Origin of the sequence: Bacillus sp. FSL W8-0223 (genome assembly GCF_038006805.1) — a bacterium.
Classification (GTDB): domain Bacteria; phylum Bacillota; class Bacilli; order Bacillales; family DSM-4216; genus Bacillus_O; species Bacillus_O smithii.
In genome coordinates, this window is record NZ_JBBOVX010000001.1 from 517270 (window position 1) to 534801 (window position 17532).

General features: G+C 39.6%; 29 protein-coding genes and 1 tRNA gene. 27 read left to right on the forward strand and 3 right to left on the reverse strand.

Translation table 11 applies throughout. The features are described from left to right. The first annotated feature begins 110 nt into the window (after positions 1–110). The 7 genes from NST81_RS02650 to NST81_RS02680 all read left to right on the forward strand — a co-directional run bounded on the left by NST81_RS02650 (position 111) and on the right by NST81_RS02680 (position 7002). Complete coding sequence (locus NST81_RS02650) at positions 111–1637, forward strand: tetratricopeptide repeat protein (protein WP_341028156.1); 1527 nt, start codon at positions 111–113, stop codon at positions 1635–1637. Between the two features lie 195 nt (positions 1638–1832). Continuing rightward, on the forward strand, positions 1833–2780 hold the full coding sequence (gene trxB, locus NST81_RS02655) for a thioredoxin-disulfide reductase (protein ID WP_341028158.1): 948 nt from the start codon (positions 1833–1835) through the stop codon (positions 2778–2780). Between the two features lie 499 nt (positions 2781–3279). Further along, the gene (locus NST81_RS02660) at positions 3280–3738 is read left to right on the forward strand and encodes an 8-oxo-dGTP diphosphatase (protein ID WP_003353537.1); all 459 of its coding nucleotides are present in this window, start codon (positions 3280–3282) and stop codon (positions 3736–3738) included. 17 nt (positions 3739–3755) lie between these two features. Continuing rightward, complete coding sequence (gene rapZ / locus NST81_RS02665; protein WP_003353536.1) at positions 3756–4664, forward strand: RNase adapter RapZ; 909 nt, start codon at positions 3756–3758, stop codon at positions 4662–4664. Continuing rightward, positions 4648–5640 (forward strand): gluconeogenesis factor YvcK family protein, encoded by a 993-nt coding sequence (locus NST81_RS02670; protein ID WP_048622605.1) that lies wholly within the window; start codon positions 4648–4650, stop codon positions 5638–5640. Before rapZ ends, NST81_RS02670 begins: the two co-directional genes overlap by 17 nt. 23 nt (positions 5641–5663) lie before the next feature. Continuing rightward, a complete protein-coding gene (gene whiA / locus NST81_RS02675; protein ID WP_048622606.1) occupies positions 5664–6623 on the forward strand; it encodes a DNA-binding protein WhiA in 960 nt (319 codons plus the stop codon). Positions 6624–6744: 121 nt separating this feature from the next. Continuing rightward, on the forward strand, positions 6745–7002 hold the full coding sequence (locus NST81_RS02680; RefSeq protein WP_048622607.1) for an HPr family phosphocarrier protein: 258 nt from the start codon (positions 6745–6747) through the stop codon (positions 7000–7002). A gap of 185 nt (positions 7003–7187) precedes the next feature. On the opposite strand, the gene clpP is transcribed toward NST81_RS02680, so the two are convergent. Beyond that, positions 7188–7781 carry an ATP-dependent Clp endopeptidase proteolytic subunit ClpP gene (clpP, locus tag NST81_RS02685; RefSeq protein ID WP_003353530.1) on the reverse strand — a complete coding sequence of 198 codons (594 nt, stop codon included), beginning with the start codon at positions 7779–7781 and terminating at the stop codon, positions 7188–7190. A 263-nt stretch (positions 7782–8044) separates the two neighbouring features. Between clpP and NST81_RS02690 the strand changes: the two genes are divergently transcribed. Then, a tRNA-Arg gene (locus NST81_RS02690) sits at positions 8045–8116 on the forward strand. Positions 8117–8158: 42 nt separating this feature from the next. On the opposite strand, the gene NST81_RS02695 is transcribed toward NST81_RS02690, so the two are convergent. Continuing rightward, the gene (locus NST81_RS02695) at positions 8159–9196 is read right to left on the reverse strand and encodes a site-specific integrase (RefSeq protein ID WP_341028164.1); all 1038 of its coding nucleotides are present in this window, start codon (positions 9194–9196) and stop codon (positions 8159–8161) included. 70 nt (positions 9197–9266) lie between these two features. Continuing rightward, entirely contained in the window at positions 9267–9950 is a 684-nt protein-coding gene (locus tag NST81_RS02700) for an XRE family transcriptional regulator (RefSeq protein ID WP_341028166.1), read from the reverse strand. Positions 9951–10121: 171 nt separating this feature from the next. Here NST81_RS02700 and NST81_RS02705 point away from each other — a divergent pair, with 171 nt between their 5' ends. From NST81_RS02705 to NST81_RS02785, 19 genes are all read left to right on the forward strand, one after another. Then, the gene (locus NST81_RS02705) at positions 10122–10379 is read left to right on the forward strand and encodes a helix-turn-helix transcriptional regulator (protein ID WP_341028168.1); all 258 of its coding nucleotides are present in this window, start codon (positions 10122–10124) and stop codon (positions 10377–10379) included. 49 nt (positions 10380–10428) lie between these two features. Next, positions 10429–11160 carry an ORF6C domain-containing protein gene (locus NST81_RS02710; RefSeq protein ID WP_341028170.1) on the forward strand — a complete coding sequence of 244 codons (732 nt, stop codon included), beginning with the start codon at positions 10429–10431 and terminating at the stop codon, positions 11158–11160. Positions 11161–11162: 2 nt separating this feature from the next. Continuing rightward, positions 11163–11432: a hypothetical protein gene (locus NST81_RS02715; protein ID WP_341028172.1), complete on the forward strand. Its 270-nt coding sequence runs from the start codon at positions 11163–11165 to the stop codon at positions 11430–11432. Between the two features lie 20 nt (positions 11433–11452). Then, the gene (locus NST81_RS17580; protein ID WP_445662355.1) at positions 11453–11614 is read left to right on the forward strand and encodes a DUF6906 family protein; all 162 of its coding nucleotides are present in this window, start codon (positions 11453–11455) and stop codon (positions 11612–11614) included. A 5-nt stretch (positions 11615–11619) separates the two neighbouring features. After that, on the forward strand, positions 11620–11817 hold the full coding sequence (locus tag NST81_RS02720; RefSeq protein ID WP_341028174.1) for a hypothetical protein: 198 nt from the start codon (positions 11620–11622) through the stop codon (positions 11815–11817). Between the two features lies 1 nt (position 11818). Further along, on the forward strand, positions 11819–11977 hold the full coding sequence (locus NST81_RS02725) for a hypothetical protein (RefSeq protein WP_341028176.1): 159 nt from the start codon (positions 11819–11821) through the stop codon (positions 11975–11977). A 77-nt stretch (positions 11978–12054) separates the two neighbouring features. After that, a complete protein-coding gene (locus tag NST81_RS02730; RefSeq protein WP_341028177.1) occupies positions 12055–12303 on the forward strand; it encodes a hypothetical protein in 249 nt (82 codons plus the stop codon). After that, complete coding sequence (locus NST81_RS02735; RefSeq protein ID WP_341028179.1) at positions 12287–13078, forward strand: conserved phage C-terminal domain-containing protein; 792 nt, start codon at positions 12287–12289, stop codon at positions 13076–13078. The genes NST81_RS02730 and NST81_RS02735 overlap by 17 nt, the downstream gene beginning before the upstream one ends. A gap of 108 nt (positions 13079–13186) precedes the next feature. Then, on the forward strand, positions 13187–14005 hold the full coding sequence (locus tag NST81_RS02740; RefSeq protein WP_341028182.1) for an ATP-binding protein: 819 nt from the start codon (positions 13187–13189) through the stop codon (positions 14003–14005). Continuing rightward, the gene (locus tag NST81_RS02745; protein ID WP_341028185.1) at positions 13998–14177 is read left to right on the forward strand and encodes a hypothetical protein; all 180 of its coding nucleotides are present in this window, start codon (positions 13998–14000) and stop codon (positions 14175–14177) included. The genes NST81_RS02740 and NST81_RS02745 overlap by 8 nt, the downstream gene beginning before the upstream one ends. A gap of 1 nt (position 14178) precedes the next feature. Next, complete coding sequence (locus NST81_RS02750) at positions 14179–14505, forward strand: hypothetical protein (RefSeq protein WP_341028187.1); 327 nt, start codon at positions 14179–14181, stop codon at positions 14503–14505. Continuing rightward, the gene (locus NST81_RS02755) at positions 14502–14693 is read left to right on the forward strand and encodes a hypothetical protein (RefSeq protein ID WP_341028190.1); all 192 of its coding nucleotides are present in this window, start codon (positions 14502–14504) and stop codon (positions 14691–14693) included. Before NST81_RS02750 ends, NST81_RS02755 begins: the two co-directional genes overlap by 4 nt. An 18-nt stretch (positions 14694–14711) precedes the next feature. Then, entirely contained in the window at positions 14712–14996 is a 285-nt protein-coding gene (locus tag NST81_RS17585) for an HNH endonuclease (protein ID WP_445662366.1), read from the forward strand. After that, entirely contained in the window at positions 14989–15396 is a 408-nt protein-coding gene (locus NST81_RS02760) for a single-stranded DNA-binding protein (RefSeq protein ID WP_341028192.1), read from the forward strand. The genes NST81_RS17585 and NST81_RS02760 overlap by 8 nt, the downstream gene beginning before the upstream one ends. A 12-nt stretch (positions 15397–15408) precedes the next feature. Beyond that, positions 15409–16209, forward strand: coding sequence for a thymidylate synthase (locus NST81_RS02765; RefSeq protein ID WP_341028194.1), 801 nt, complete (start codon positions 15409–15411; stop codon positions 16207–16209). Between the two features lie 25 nt (positions 16210–16234). Beyond that, positions 16235–16423, forward strand: a complete 189-nt coding sequence (locus tag NST81_RS02770) for a hypothetical protein (RefSeq protein ID WP_341028197.1) — start codon at positions 16235–16237, stop codon at positions 16421–16423. Beyond that, complete coding sequence (locus NST81_RS02775; RefSeq protein ID WP_341028200.1) at positions 16401–16952, forward strand: dUTP diphosphatase; 552 nt, start codon at positions 16401–16403, stop codon at positions 16950–16952. The genes NST81_RS02770 and NST81_RS02775 overlap by 23 nt, the downstream gene beginning before the upstream one ends. Beyond that, complete coding sequence (locus NST81_RS02780; RefSeq protein WP_341028202.1) at positions 16949–17104, forward strand: hypothetical protein; 156 nt, start codon at positions 16949–16951, stop codon at positions 17102–17104. The genes NST81_RS02775 and NST81_RS02780 overlap by 4 nt, the downstream gene beginning before the upstream one ends. Beyond that, complete coding sequence (locus NST81_RS02785) at positions 17101–17505, forward strand: hypothetical protein (RefSeq protein ID WP_341028204.1); 405 nt, start codon at positions 17101–17103, stop codon at positions 17503–17505. The genes NST81_RS02780 and NST81_RS02785 overlap by 4 nt, the downstream gene beginning before the upstream one ends. The last annotated feature ends 27 nt before the right edge of the window (positions 17506–17532 follow it).

A 17532-nucleotide genomic window follows, 5' to 3' on the forward strand; every position in this document is an offset into this window, starting at 1 on the left:
TAAATAAACATTTGAAAACAGGCTTTTAATATTACAGATCGCCATATTTCGTCAGAGTTTGATATATGATATACTACTGTAGTTAATTAAGTACGTTTTGGAGGACATTTATGAGAAAAGGCTCAAATATAGAAGATGAGAAAGGGAAAATCCTTTCCTTCATCCCTACCGGTGAATATTACTTTAAAAAAGGATTAAAGGCATATAGACAAAGAAATTTAAATAAAGCAAAAAAATATTTTTCACGAGCATTTGAGTTGGAGCCTCTAGAACCTGTGATAGCCTGCCAATTAGCAATTGTGGAAACGGAACTGGGCAATTACGAAGAGTCTAATCGGTTGCTCATCATGATAGCGAATGAATTGGATCCGTTTATGAATGAAGTTCATTATTTTCTGGCAAATAACTACGCCCATATGGGGATGTTTCAAGAAGCGTTCAAACATGTGAATGAATATTTGCAAAAAGATCCTGACGGGGAATTCAGCGAGGATGCCGAAGATTTGCTGGAAGTGATTCAAATGGATGCGGAAGAAGCGGAAGACGTACTCATTGTTCAAGATGAGCTGATATCGCTGCAGGAAGAAGCGCGCAATTTATTGGAAGCCGGACAATTTGAAGCGGCGATTGAAGTTTTAAACAAAATCATTGACAACTATCCGGAATTTTGGGCAGCGTATAATAATCTTTCTTTAGCCTATTATTATTTAGGAAAAACGGATAAAGCGTTTGAAGTGATTGACAACGTATTGGAGAAAAGCCCCGGCAACCTTCACGCGCTGTGCAACACCGCTGTGTTTATGTACTATGGTCGAAAAGAAGAAGAACTGCAGAAGATCATCGCCACGCTTCAAAAAGTACGGCCGATCCTGATGGAGCATCAATACAAATTAGGTACGACTTTTGCGTTAGTGGGCCGGTACGAAGAGTCGTATTTTTGGCTGAAAAACCTTTATAAAAAAGGGTTTGATGGGGATGTGAATTTTTATTACTGGCTTTCGTATGCCGCTCATCACACCGGCCATCACAAAACGGCCCGTGCGGCTTGGGAACAAGTGCTGCAGATGGCGCCGGAAAAAGACGGTTTGGAGCCTTGGAATGAAGAAGATTTTCATTTTCATCAAGGGATAGAAAACGTACCATCTTCCATCATCAAAAGATTAAACAGCGAATATATAGAAGAACGGCTTTTTGGCATGTTTTTGCTTTCATTACGGGAGGATAAAAAAGCCATCACAGCGGATCCAAGCTTTTGTGATATTGAAAATTTAACCTTTCAAGAAAAGATTTATTTAGCTAAAGTGCTGGACATGGAATTGAAACCGATGGATGAAAGCCCGGTCATTGAAATAGGACATGGAACAGCGCAAATATTGTATGAACGTTTCCGGCCGATAGGAATCGAACAAATCGGTGTTTATTTGCTATGGTTTTCTTTTTTTGCCTCCATTCTCACAAAACACCCAAGACTGCAAAAAAAAGAGGCGTTTGCTGCAGCGATTGAATACATTTGGAAAAAACTGCGGCATCAAAAAGCGTCTCAAAAAGAAGTGGCTGAAATTTATCATATCTCTCCCGCCACTTTGCGTCGATACATTCAAGCCATCAAAAAAGAAGTCTCCGGTATAAGCATATAGTTGGACGCAATTTCTTTTGTCTTATAGGATAGAGATAGCAGGAGATAATAAAGCAAAGATGAATGCTTCAATAGTAAATTTGAATTACTTGCTTATCAGTCTCTGTAAACGCGAGAGCACGATTTGACTCTCAGTCTCGAATAAACGTCTTTCGGAACAAAAAATATGTACAAATGAGAAAAGGGAGTGTCTTACGTGGCGGAAGAGAAAATTTACGATGTCATTATTATTGGCGCCGGACCGGCAGGAATGACAGCTGCTGTGTATGCCTCTAGAGCCAATATGTCTACGTTGATGATTGAAAGAGGCGTTCCGGGCGGTCAGATGACGAATACGGAAGAAATAGAAAATTATCCTGGATATGACAGCATTTTAGGACCTGAATTATCCAACAAAATGTTCGAACACGCCAAAAAATTTGGTGCAGAATACGCTTATGGCGATATTAAACAAATTATTGACGGCGAAGAATATAAAACGGTAGACGCCGGTACGAAACAATTTAAGGCTCGGTCCATCATTATTGCGACAGGAGCACAGTTTAAGAAATTAGGGGTTCCCGGTGAATCGGAATTTGGCGGACGCGGCGTTTCCTACTGTGCGGTTTGCGATGGCGCCTTTTTCAAAGGAAGAGAACTGGTTGTGGTCGGCGGTGGAGACTCCGCTGTGGAAGAAGGCGTTTATTTAACTCGCTTTGCCAGCAAAGTAACCATTGTCCATCGCCGCGACAAGCTTCGCGCTCAAAAAATTCTCCAACAACGCGCTTTTGAAAACGAAAAAATTGACTTTATTTGGAATCACACCGTTAAAGAAATTCATGGAAAAGACGGCAAAGTGAACACTGTAACATTGGTCAATACCGTAACGGGTGAAGAAAAAGAATTCAAAACGGACGGAGTCTTTGTTTATATCGGAATGGTTCCGTTGACAAAGCCGTTTGAAAACTTGAATATTACCAATGAAGCCGGATATATTGTAACGAATGAACTAATGGAAACAAGCCTTCCTGGAGTGTTTGCCGCAGGAGATGTCCGAGAAAAGAATCTTCGCCAAATTGTCACGGCAACCGGAGATGGAAGCATCGCTGCTCAAAGCGCCCAACGCTATGTGGAAGAATTAAAAGAAAAATTGGGCGTGAAATAATAAGGGAATATTTGTTAATCTTCATAAAAGATTAATTATGTTGTAATCAATCTGCAACAATGATGCTGTATAGTAAAGGCAGATGAAATTCCCCTCTTTTTTAAAAGAATCCCTTTTTGAAACACAGGTGTTGCTGCCTGTGTTTTTTTCTTAGAAAAAATATCGGTTTTGCATTTGAATTGAGTACCTGCCTTCATTCATAGTATAATAAAAAGAATAAGGTGGAACTTAGTTGACCGCATATAGGGGCAGTTGCTCCAGTCTTAGGACTTATAGTCTTCTAGTCAAGACTGCCCCTTAGTGCGGGATAAAGTGAAACTTCCATCGGCGGTGTTTCACGATCGCTGATGGTTAGTAGAACCAATCGGGCACATAGGGGCAGTTGTCCCCAAGTTTACAGCTTTTCGTTCGCTTTCAAAACAAGAGAAGGACTTACTGCCCCTTGGTGCGGGGAAAAGATAACAGAAAAACGGTTTTCAGCGGCCATTGAGGTGAGAACATGCAACGAGTAACAAATTGCCTATTAATAAAAGATGAAAAAGTGCTGCTTCTGCAAAAACCGCGCAGAGGATGGTGGGTGGCTCCCGGTGGAAAAATGGAATCAGGCGAATCCATTAAAGAAGCGGTCATCCGTGAATTTCGGGAAGAGACCGGCATCTACCTTCGAAATCCGAATGTAAAAGGGATCTTTACCATTCTGATAAAAGAAGGAGAAAAAATCACTTCAGAATGGATGTTGTTTACTTTTTTCGCTACAGAAAGCGAGGGATTATCCCTTAAGACATCCGAAGAAGGAAACCTTGCCTGGCATCCGATTGACTCCATTCATACGCTGCCGATGGCGGAAGGGGACCGGCATATTTTGGATTATATGATTCACGGAAAAGGAATGATTTACGGAACCTTTACATACACGCCTGATTTTCAACTGTTATCCTATCGTTTAGATCCAAGTTAAATGAAGGGGGTTCCACGATGAGCTCACAGTCAAAAACAACGGATATCCAATTAGTCATTATTACTGGAATGTCGGGGGCGGGAAAAACAGTTGCCATCCAAAGTTTCGAAGATCTTGGCTATTATTGTGTAGATAATCTTCCGCCTACACTGTTGCCGAAATTTTTGGAACTCATGAAAGACACTGGTCATAAAATAAACAAAGCTGCTATTGTTATGGATCTAAGGGGCAGAGACTTTTTCGAACATTTGTTTAAAGCGTTGGATGACATGGCAGAGATTGATTGGGTCAGCCCGCAAATCTTGTTTTTAGATGCCGATGATTCTGTTCTTGTGCGCCGTTATAAAGAAACGCGGCGATCGCACCCGCTTGCTCCTTCCGGATTGCCTCTTGAAGGTATTCAGCAGGAAAGAAAGCTGTTGGAAGATTTAAAGGGTCGTGCCCAGCTGATTTACAATACTTCCAACATGAAACCGAAAGACTTGCGGGATAAGATCATAACAGAATTTTCCGCGAATAAACAGTCGATCTTTACTGTGAATGTCATGTCATTTGGATTTAAACACGGAATTCCTATTGATGCGGATCTGGTGTTTGACGTTCGATTTTTGCCAAATCCGTACTACATTGACCATATGCGAAAAAAAACAGGCATGGATGATGAAGTGTATAATTATGTGCTCAAATGGAGCGATACACAAAAATTTTTAGGAAAAGTAACCGATTTGCTTGCTTTTATGCTTCCTCATTACAAGAGGGAAGGAAAACGCCAGGTGGTTATTGCCATAGGATGTACCGGAGGGCAGCATCGCTCTGTTGCACTGGCTGAATATATCGGCCATTATTTTGAAAAAGACTACCAAACACGCATCAGCCATCGCGATATTAAAAAAGAAAGGAAAGGACAACATGAATCCTGCTTCTGACAAGAAAGTGGTTGTCATCGGCGGTGGAACGGGCCTTCCTGTTTTGCTGCGCGGGTTGAAAAAATATCCTATTGATTTGTCAGCCATTGTGACCGTAGCGGATGATGGCGGGAGCTCCGGAAGATTAAGAAACGATTTGTCCATTCCGCCTCCCGGAGATATCCGCAACGTGTTGGCTGCCCTGTCTGAGGTGGAACCGCTGATTGAACAACTTTTTCAGCATCGGTTCACGACTTCGAATGAACTGTGCGGGCATTCTCTTGGAAATTTGATGATTGCCGCGTTAACCTCGATTAAGGGGGACTTTGTGCGGGCGGTTCAAGAAATGAGCCGTGTCTTAAATGTGCGCGGAAAAGTGCTTCCGGCAGCCAATGAAAGTGTAGTATTGCATGCAGTGATGGACGATGGGACCATCGTTTCAGGAGAATCGAAAATTCCATATTCCGGAAAAAGGATACGGAGAGTATTTTTAACTCCGGATAATGTGGCACCGCTTCCAGAAACGATTACGGCTATTCGGGAAGCTGATTTAATTGTTGTCGGTCCGGGAAGTTTGTACACAAGCATTCTTCCTAATTTGCTGGTATCGGAAATCGGGCGGGAAGTATCCCGGTCGAAAGCGCATAAAGTGTATATATGCAATTTGATGACTCAGGCAGGGGAAACGCTTGATTATACGGCAAGCGACCACGTAAAGGCGATCCACCGCCATTTGAATCAGCCTTGTATTGATACGATTTTAGTCAATAAAACACCAATACCGGAAGAAATTCAAAAAAGGTATGAAAAAGAACTGGCCAAGCCTGTTATATTTGACCCGGATGAGCTTCGGGCTCTTGGTTTGAACATTCTTTATGAAGAAATCGTCTCTGTGAAGGATGGAATCATTCGACATGACACCGATCGAGTTGCTCAAATATTATACTCGTTATTGGTGAAAATAACTGAAAACGGATCTGAGCTAAGCAGACGATAGTCTCAGAATGGGAGGTGGCGGGGATGTCGTTTGCTTCGGAAACAAAAAAGGAACTGACCACTTTGGAAGTAAAGGAATGCTGTGCTCGTGCCGAACTTTCGGCGCTCATTCGAATGAACGGGGCACTTTCCTTTTCCAATCGGCTTTTGGTTGTCAACGTTCAGACAGAAAATGCAGCCATCGCCCGACGAATTTACGTTCTGATTAAAAAATTGTACGATGTGCCGGTCGAATTGCTTGTTCGCAAAAAAATGCGGCTTAAGAAGAACAATGTTTATATCGTCCGCTTAAAAGAAAAAGCGAAGCAAATTTTAGAGGACTTGTATATACTCGGGGAAAATTTTTCGTTTATTCATGACATTTCCCCGGAATTGATAAAAAAGAAGTGCTGTCGTCGGTCGTACTTGCGAGGAGCGTTTTTAGCGGGCGGGTCTGTGAATAATCCGGAAACATCTTCTTATCATTTAGAAATTTTTTCCCTTTATAAAGAGCATAATGATTCATTGTGTGAAGTAATGAACACCTTTTATCTCAACAGCAAAACGCTGGAAAGAAAAAAAGGATATATCACCTATTTAAAGGAAGCCGAGAAAATTGCCGAATTTCTCAATATTGTCGGCGCCCATCAAGCGTTGCTCCGCTTTGAAGATGTCCGCATTATGCGCGATATGCGCAACTCGGTGAATCGTCTTGTCAACTGTGAAACAGCGAATTTAAATAAGACGATTGGCGCAGCGCTAAGGCAAGTGGAGAACATTCGTTATATCCAAGAAACCGTTGGATTGGACATTTTACCGGAAAAATTAAGAGAAATCGCTGAGCTTCGAGTGGAACACCAAGATGTAACGTTGAAAGAGTTAGGTGAATTGGTATCCGGAGGGAAAATCAGTAAATCCGGCATTAATCACCGCCTAAGAAAAATTGATGAGATCGCTGAAAAATTGCGGGCCGGCGAAACCATTACGAAAAAACATCAAGCATGAAAAAAGCCGGTGCGGCTGGCAAAACCGAGCAAAATGTTTGCGGCTCCTTAGCCAACCGATGTGTGATGACACGGGTGGCTAAGGGCCGCAGTTGAATCATAAAAAAAGGGGTTGTGAAAAAATGATTCAAAAGATGGTGGAAGTTAAGCTGAAAACGGGATTGCAATCACGGCCTGCTGCTTTATTTGTACAAGAGGCAAACCGGTTTTCATCGGAAATTTATGTAGAAAAAGACGAAAAAAGAGTGAATGCCAAAAGCATCATGGGAATTATGAGTTTGGCAGTCGGAACGGGTACGAAGATCCGGTTAATCGCTGATGGTCATGATGAAGACAAAGCATTGGAAGCGTTAACGGAATTTCTTGAAAATGAAGATTAACAAAACAGGCTGATACTTTTGATGAAGTATCAGCCTGTTATATTTGGCGTTCTGGGCTTGATGGTGAGGGAACCGAACCAAATTCGTCTTATCCGCCTTAACCACTGGACTCTCTCTATTCCTGATGTTAGGAAAAGACAATCCATCGAACGAGGCGATTCTCCGCTCGATGGGAGCAAACGAAATTATTTGCTGATATCGTTTCGGCTAATGATATGGTCAATTAAGCCATATTCTTTGGCGCGTTGAGCCGTCATAAAGTTGTCGCGGTCTGTGTCTTTTTCAATGACTTCGAGCGGCTGGCCGGTGCGTTCTGATAAAATTTTGTTTAATTTATCTTTTAAGAACAAAATGCGTTTAGCGGCAATTTCAATTTCGGTTGCTTGACCTTGTGCGCCGCCAAGCGGTTGATGGATCATCACTTCGGCATTTGGAAGAGCATAACGTTTTCCTTTCGTTCCTGCTGCAAGCAAGAATGCTCCCATGGAAGCGGCCATCCCGATACAAATTGTTTGGACATCCGGTTTAATAAATTGCATTGTATCATAAATCGCCATTCCGGCTGTAATGCTTCCGCCGGGACTGTTAATGTAAATGGAGATGTCTTTTTCCGGATTTTCTGCTTCAAGGAATAAAAGCTGAGCTACAATAGAGTTTGCGACAGTGTCGTCGATCGCGCTGCCCAACATAATAATACGGTCTTTCAACAAACGTGAGTAAATATCGTACGCCCGTTCCCCGCGGTTTGTTTGTTCAATGACTGTAGGAATTAGGTTCATACCAACTTTCCTCCTTTTTCAAATTTCTTCATAAAATTTCTAGCGAAGAGAAACTTATGTAATGTAATCATACAATGAAGGTCAATAAAGGTCAAACATAAAAGCTTATAAAAAATAATTTTTTTGTACACATCGAACATTGTACCCATGTCCGTTCGAATTTAAACTTTTAAAACCCGCCGGAAGACAAAGTTTTTTCCATAAAACTCTTGCATTATGATTGTTTTTTCATTATAATTTAAAACCGTACTGATTCATTATATGCCCTCGTAGTGTAACGGATAACACGCAAGATTCCGGTTCTTGAAATGTGGGTTCGATTCCTGCCGAGGGCGTTTCAATGTTATCATATCAACGCTTTAAGGCGTTTATTTTTTTTATTGCCCAAAAACTGCCCAAGATTTCATAAATTGATTAATTTTGTCCATGTTCATTTGTTCAGACCTGTTGGACAGATGGCCGTAAGTGTTTAACAAAATTGTTTTATCTTTGTCGCCTAACCTAGCACCGATGAAATTTAAATCGACAATTCCGCTTTCCCACATGATTGTTTCATGAGTATGCCTGAACATATGCGGCGTCATATGTCTAAGCCCGTGACGTTTGCAAATTGTCCGCAACATATCACCATAATTAACGGTTTTTATAAATTCGCCTTTTTGATTTATAAAGAAATACGGGACATTTCGCAATCCAAGACGAACCAAAATTTCGTTTCGAATTTTTTTCCATTCTTTCATTTTTTCGACTGTGTAATCATCTAATCCTATTCGACGTTCACCACTTTCTCCGGTTTTAGTCGTTTCTTTAACAAGCCATATTCTGTTTTCCCTAACAAAAGTTTTGTTTATGTCTACGACTTTATTATTTAAATCAATATCTTCCTCATAAAGAGCGGTTATTTCACCGATTCTTACTGTTTTTGGAATTTTTATTTTCCAGACAGGATTTTTTCGAATAATATCATCCTGGACTGCTTGTTCAAACGCTTCGCTTAAACGACTGTTATGGCGCTGTAATGTACTTTTGGAATAGTATGGCGCTATTTTATTTATGAAACTTTGATATTTTGATCTATCAAGATCCTTCATTCTAACATAGCCCAAATTTTCAATACATAAATTTATCGCTTGTAAAATTGTTTTTTCAGTTCCCCAACTAACCGTATTCTTTTTGTTGTTTTCAAACCACTCTTGAAGATAATCCTTCACAAGCATATCTTCTTTTTGAATATCGATTCCTAAACCTAATTTGTTTTCCATTTCCTCCGCTGCCAATTTAGCTTCAGCTTTAGAAGTAAAACCTTTCTTTGATTTTTCTTTGTATTTCCCTGTTTTCGGATCCTTATAAACAATTCGATATTCCCAAAAGTCTTTATTACTGCCTTTTCTTTTGTATTTGTAAAAAGTCGCCATATTACCACCTTCCTGCATAAATTAGGCGGGTATTTAGCCCGCCTATGATTAATTTTCTAGCGCTAAAAAATTAATCTAGAGCAACTGCATACCAAATGACTTTAGCGTATATTTTCAAATCATTTGGAGCGTCATGGGGAATTACTATATCATAGAATCTTTTATCCGATGATTCAGGACTGAATATCAATAATCCATTTTCTTCGTCCAACCTAAAGCGTTTCATACTATATTCCCTGTCATAACTGAAAATAACGATGTCATCGTCTTTTACTTCATATTTATCAATCGGCTTGCAAATGACATAAGAACCATTAGGAATAACCTTGTTCATGCTTTCACCATTAACTTTCAAAGCGAACAAATTCTTATTACTAGCATATTTTCCAAGCATTATTTTTGGTAAATTAATGTATTGAATGTTTTTTTCTGTTACAGCCTCAACTGTTGCCAATGCACCAGCGGCTATGCTTCCATAAAGAGGAATGGCTTTATTAACATTCCCCACAACATATTCTGTTGATGGTTCTTTAATTTTCAATTCAAGAAATTCGTCTAAAGACACATTGAAAAAATCAGCTATATAGTATAGTGATTCCATTCTTGGATCTTCTCGATCGTTTTCCCATTTGGAAATCATACCTTTGCTGAAATTGGTATCATACTTTTCATTAATAGCTTTTGCTAATCCTTCTTGGGTTAGCTTCTTTTCCTTTCTTAATTGTTTTAATTTAGTCCCAAATGAATATTTCATTTTTGTCACCTCCCTGTTTAGAACCATCTAAACAAAGTATAACATATCGGTTTCGAAACCGCTATGTTTTTTAAAAATTGGTAAGAAAGTAGTTGAAATCGAAACATGTTTATGATAATCTAAATTCAGAATTAAGTTTCGAAAACGAAACTTAACGAAAGGGGGATTTAAATGAAAAATATAAAAAGGAGACATGCACCATACACAAAACTAAAAGCGTATCTAACCGAGATTGGTGTAACACAAAAAGATTTAGCCAAGATCCTAAAAAAATCGCGTTATGCTGTTAATCAAAATTTGAATGGCACAGGTGGCGATTTTTCATTAAGCGAAGTACGTTTGATTTGCACTACTTTTGGCATTAGTGCAGATGAATATTTTGTTGAACCTTATGTTTCGAAAGCGAAACAAGAAAGCAAATCAGCTTAAAAATTTATTTGGGCAAAAAGTCCAGAATAAATAGAAAGGCGGTAGTTTTATGAATCAATTGCCGATTCAAAACCCGGTGAAAACAATAAACAGCCGTGAAGTTGCCGAAATGATCGGGAAACAGCACAAAGATTTATTGCGTGACATTAGGACTTATCTGTCTTACATGTTGAAAGCAAACCAAGAAATAAAAAAAGGTGAGCGCAAAATTGCGCCGTCCGATTTCTTCATTGAATCTACATATGTAGACAGTCAAAACAAAGTGCAACCATGCTACGAAATTACCAAATTAGGATGTGAAATGGTTGCCAATAAGTTAACAGGTGAAAAGGGTGTTTTGTTTACTGCTCAATATGTTAAGCGATTCAACGAAATGGAACAAACAATAAAGCCTAATAGTACAAAATTGCTACTCCAAACAGCACTCAAACATGAGGAAGAAATAGAAGAAATCAAAACGGATGTGCAAGTGCTAAAAAATACTATGCGCATCGATGGGGCGGAGGAATTTCAAATAAGCCAGAAAGGAAGGGAAAAAGTCATTGAATGTTTAGGCGGTAAAGATTCCAACGCTTATTTGAAAATTAGCAAAAAAGTATTTTCGCAGTTTTGGAGAGATTTCAAAAAATATTTTGTCATTCCACGTTATGGCGATCTGCCCAAAAAACGTTTTGATGAAGCAATTCAGTTCATTGAAGAGTGGTATCCGGACACTAGCACACGTTTGGAAATCAAAGCGTTGAATGAACAACAATCTTTGGATTTTGGGGAGGGAGCATAAAAGTGGTTACTATCGAACTTGATGCCCACGAAATCGAGCAACGCTTTTTAGAAGAATTGAGGAAACACCTTGCGAAAATTGAACGTTCTCAAACCTTTTGGGATATGAAAACACTTTGCAAGCAAACATGTTTGAGCGAAAACACCATAAAAGAGCGGTTCTTCTACGATCCGCGCTTTCCAAAATTTAAAGTCGGTGGAAAATGGTTGTTCCCGGCGGAAGAATGTGAGGAATTTCTCCTTATGTGGCTTAAAGAACAGCCAAGAAATTAAAAAGGGGGGTGAAATCGGAAATGAAAAACGGAAAGCGGCCAACCAGGCGGGAGAAAGAAGTCATCAGGAAATACAGGCTCAATCCTGAAAACTGGTTGGTGTCTAAAAGAAATGATGGAATGTTGCTGCTGGTCCATCGTCACACAAACAGTGTCAGATCAATACCAAATGAAAGGGGATGAAATATATGCAAGTTGAATGGGTTGCGAACGATCCCAACAAACCAAACGTCGCCATCATCAATGGCGGCTCGAAATATCGGTTTGTTGGCGTTATTCGGGGTCTAGGATTTCCGCAGATTACATACTTTGCTGACTCAGTTGAGGAAATCCTGGATGGATTGGAACTTGATGAATGGATCTATTCGATCCGGGAGGTTGGTTGATATGACAAAACCTAGTGCAATCCAACTCGCCCTCTTTTTCAATCAATTTGAACTGAAAATGATCGAAAAAGGCAGGGCGAATATTGCAGCCTTTGCTGCTAAGCAATACAGCAAATATATCCAGAAACATTTTGCTGAAAAAAAGGATGGTGCCTTTTAAAAAAGGTTTACCATCCCACCAATAAAAAACACTACAAAAACATGTTAACACATTGCTTTGAAAATGTGGAAGGATGTGTGAAAAAAGTGCAAACCGTTATAACACGATACACCGAAAAAGAAATCATAGAAGCGGTACAAGAATTAGAAAAACGCGGGTTTGTTAGAAAGTCCGAAATAGTCCGGGTTGCTACGGATGGGAAGTTTTTTAAAAGAGAGTGGAAAGTACCGGAATTCGTTGGAAACTTTCAACGCGTGAAATATATGTGTAGATTAGAGCGGCCAGAAAGAAGCAACAGGGGGAAAGAGGATGTTCGAAGGGACTAGCATGAATAATTTATTTGCCTTAGAACAATTTTCACGCGATTCATTCCGCGTTAAACGAACCTATATCGACATTACTGGGGATTTAATTGCTGGCATTCTTTTGGGCCAAATTGTTTATTGGAATCTTCCAAATGAAAATGGGCAGTCAAAATTGAAAGTGATGAAAGACGGTGAAATGTGGTTGGCAAAAGGCCGCGGCGATTGGTGGGATGAAATCAGAATAACACCTAAACAATTCGATAGGGCTATAAAAATTTTGCAAGAAAAAGGATTCGTTGAATCAAAGCGGTTCAAGTTTAATGGAGCGCCGACCATCCATATAAAACTAAATATCCGTGAAGTTACCGAAGCGGTAAATTCCATTTTACCCAAAGGGGAAATTCCATTTTACCCAAAGGGGAAAATCGATATTGACGAAAGGGAAAAATCTTTAACAGAGATTACTACAAAGATTACTACAGAGATTACTTCAGATAAAGATAATATACCTTATGCCGAAATTATCGACTATTTAAATCAGAAAGCAGGAACTAACTACCGTCACACAACTAGAAAAACACAAACCTTAATAAAAGCCCGTTGGAATGAAGGTTTTACATTAGAAGATTTTAAAACCGTCATAGATAAGAAAACAGCGGAATGGTTACATGATACCAAAATGAGTAAATACCTTCGTCCAGAAACGCTTTTCGGAAATAAGTTCGAGGGCTATCTTAATCAAAAAACAAAAGTGAAATCAGATTATGAATATAGCCAGTACGATGATCTTTTTTAAGCAAATTAAGTTTCGAATTAAATAACTTTCAAAAACGTTTGTTTCGAATAAGACAATATAACATATGCGAGGATATTCGAATGTATGACTAAGAAGGTGAAAAAAACAATGAAACGGATCAGCGCGTCAACATTCCCAGGTTTGAAAATTGTAGGTCATAGAGAATGCGAAAAATGCGGAAGCCTAGTGAACATTATAGATGTTGAGCGAAACGGTGAAATAGTAAGAGTTTCCGAATGTCTAAATTGCGAAAACAAAAAGATTGAAGATGAAATGATCGTTTTTAAACAAGAAGCGGACAAGCGGAGAGTAGAACGGATATTTGAAGAATATAGCATGGTTCCCGATGAACTTTTGACGGCTACATTTGAAAACTACATTCCACAAAACGAAACGATGAAAGCGGCAAAAGATAAATGTATTTGGTACGCTGAACATTTTGGAGAATCTAAGGATGTGCGAAATTTGCTTTTGCAGGGGTCATACGGGCTTGGAAAATCACACCTTAGCTATTCTATAGCCAAACATGTAAAAAGCCGCGGTAAGGCCGTTATATTCATCACAGCATCTGATCTGCTCGATACCATAAAAAGCACATATGAGAATAAAAGATTCTCAGAATCAGACATATTAGAAGCGTGCAAGTCCGTTGACCTTCTTATTTTGGATGATTTAGGCGCCGAATATGTGAAAAGCGAGGACGGTAACGAATCATGGGCTGGCGATAAGCTGCTCAAAATCATCAATTCAAGACTCGGAAAACATACGATTTACACGACAAACTATAATTCGGCGGACTTGCAAAAAAAATATGGATTCCACGGTGGAAGGATTATCAGCCGTATGATGCAAGGAACCTACAGGATCAAATTTGAAGGAAAAGACTATCGAATTCAACAAGCGAAGAAGGTGCAGGGCTATGTGTGATCGATGCGAAGATAGCGGGAAAGTGATTGAAGAAGTGATGACAGGCGTTTATCAAATATCCCTTTGCGATTGTCAAAATGCCGCTCGCGTCAAACGAGAAGCGGAAGAACGGAGAAAAAAACTAAAAGCAAAAATAGATGAAGCCTACAAACGACTAATGGAAGGTATGTAAATTGGATCGAATGGAATTTATCGAGGAACCAGCCGCAGAAACGGATGTTTGTGAGAAAGCAATTGAATCGCTTAAAGAAGAAATTGAGCATTTAAAGCAAACAACCGTTCCGAAAAGCGAATATCGGGAACTAGAAAATGAATTGGCGGATGTAAGAGGCGAAAAGGCCTTTCTGAAAGGTGAGTTTGACAAATTGAAAAGCGAATTTGAACAAATCGAGCGGGAAAAGGATGAACTACAAAGAGAATTGGGTCTTTTAAGACCTACGTTGGAAAATCTGACTAAAGAAAATTATCACCTGAAAGAGTTGGTGAAGATGCTTCTATGATTGAATTTCATCCTTACAGCAAGGCAGACCAACTGGCGGGGCATAAGAAGAAAGAAAAAACAAAATACAACTTGAAAAAGCCGCAAAAAAAGAAAAAGAAGCTAACAACGTATAAGGGCCGGACTATCCCAAAAGCCAAAGTGAGGGGAGAAATAAGCAAAAAAGAATATAACAAAGCCATCGATTAATTTGGTGCATATTGCAACATTTGCGGAAGCCCATACATAGAAATGCACCACATTAAATTCAGATCCCAGGGCGGCCGGGGAGGATATAGAAATTTGATCCCGCTTTGTAATGCGCATCATAGGAAAGCCCATAAGGATCGAGAATTTTCCGAAAGACTTCGATTTCAAAGAGAAAAAAGGTTTGGTGAATGGTTTTGGGCGGATCGGTTCGACTTGTTCAAAGCCGGGCTGATCCCGGAACCAACGAATGAACAATTTGAACGGTTTATGCAAGAACAAGAAAGGATGAATAAATGTGAATAGCGTGAATTTGATTGGGCGTCTAACAAGGGATGTAGAAATTAGGTATACGCCGAATAACGGAACCCCTGTTTCCCGCTTTACCATAGCGGTAAACCGCATAAACAAAGATGAAGCGGATTTCATTAGCTGCGTTGCTTTCGGAAAAACGGCTGAAAATCTAGCAAACTACATGAGAAAAGGCAATCAAATAGCCGTTAGTGGATCCATCCGAACGAGAAATTATGAAAATAACGAGGGCAAGAGGGTTTATGTTACCGAAGTGATTGCCAATAGAGTCATGTTCCTGGAACGCAAGAAAGAAGATTCAGAAATTGAAAGAGATCAATTCCACAATGAGCCGGAACCTTATGGATATGGCGGCAATCAGATAGATATTTCAGATGACGACTTACCGTTTTAAGGGGGATAACAAATGGCGGACAAGCAATATTTAGAACTTGCACGATACATTCTCGAAAACGGAGCGGTTAAGGATGACCGGACGGGAACAGGAACTATATCAATATTTGGCTATCAAATGCGGTTTGATCTTAGCAAAGGTTTTCCCTTGCTAACTACCAAGCGACTACATTGGAAATCTATCTTTTATGAATTGCTTTGGTTTTTGCGCGGAGATACTAACGTCCGTTATTTACAGGAAAATGGAGTGCGAATTTGGAACGAATGGGCTGACGAAAATGGCGATCTTGGTCCGATTTACGGCGCTCAATGGCGATCCTGGAAAGGGGCTGATGGACGGACGGTGGATCAAATTGCCCAAGTGATCGAACAGATTAAAACAAATCCGGATTCCAGACGCTTGATTGTCAGCGCTTGGAACACCGCAGAAATTGAAAAAATGGCTTTGCCGCCTTGTCATACATTGTTTCAGTTTTATGTATCGAACGGGAAACTATCTTGTCAGCTATACCAACGTTCGGGAGATGTATTTCTTGGCGTTCCATTTAATATCGCTAGTTACTCCTTATTAACTCATATGATCGCGCATGTTACTGGCTTAGAAGTGGGTGAATTCGTTCATACGTTAGGGGATGCCCATATTTACTTGAATCATGTGGATCAAATTAAAAAGCAATTGGAGCGGGAACCAAAGCCTTTGCCAACGCTGAAAATAAAGCGAAAAGTACAAAACATTGATGATTTTACTTTTGATGACTTTGAAATTGATGGTTACGATCCGCACCCACATATTCCGGGAAAAGTCGCAATTTAATACAAAAAAGAAAGAGGGAATCAAAATGACCAAAGCAATTGACACAAAACAAGAACTAATGCGACAACACATGATTAGTCAGTTATTGGATCTCGGCATCAAAGAGGACGCTGGGACGCCAGTTCAAAACTTGAATTACTTGAAGTGCGGCATTTGCTTGCGCTTGCCAGGATTAAGAAAGGGTGAAAATCATGAATCTAACAATATTATTTGAAGCACAAAAGAAACTTGATGAACACATTGAAAAAGAACATACGCGGGAACCGGGAGAAGATCGGCTGGCGAAGAAAATCCTTGCGTTACAGGTGGAACTCGGAGAACTTGCGAACGAGTTGCCAGAAGTGTTCAAGTTTTGGAGTCATAAGAAAAACAATTATGAGAGAGCATTAAAGGAATATGTGGACTGCTTGCATTTCATCTTGTCGATCGGTTTAGAAGAAGTTGAGGATTCTTTTTTTGGGGATGTCATCCAAATTTATTCTCATTACTATTCTAAAATCGTGACTATCAAAGAAAATACAGTGATAAAACAATTTAATTCTCTATTCCTTGAAGTTGGTTTATTGTCCGATACTACAGATGATCTGGCTTATGACGTTCAATCAATCGAAGATGATTATGCAAACATTTTAGGATTGTTCTTTGGACTTGGCGAAATGCTCGGCTTCGAGTGGGAAGAAATTGAACAAGCCTATTTCCGCAAAAACAAGATCAATCACGAAAGACAGGTTCAAGGATATTGATGACGAAAGAGGAGCGGGAAGAGATCGTTGATTTTCTGTTTTTCGTATCGATGGAAGCTGGAAAATACAGCAAGTCGTTTTTTGAAAGACAATCCGACGAGGAATTGAAAAGAATGTATGACCTTTGGATGGAGGAAGGGCGGTTATTTTGAAAAGTCAAAGCCTCATTGTTCGGATAAATGATTTGATCGATCAACACGGCGGTGGGTTTACAAAGTGTACTGATTCCAAGTGCAAGATATGCAACGAGATTAAAAGATTAAGAAAACAGCTGCTGCAAGATGAAAAAGAAAAACCATTAAAAGGAGTTGAGAAAAAATTGACCAAGCCCCTTAAAGAAAGAATCACAAAAGAACGGTACTTGCAATTGAAAAAACGGGGATATACCGACAAAACGATTGCGAAAGAATATGGGGTATCTGCCACAGCCATCGTGAAGTGGAAAAAAGAAAATTTAAGTAAAGAGGAACTAACCAATTCGTTCGATGATATTTCAACGCCAATCGTTAATGAACAAAAGCCAGATTTCAATAAAAACGAACAGGAGAAATAAATTGAATGCCTTAAAAAAGAAGTGATC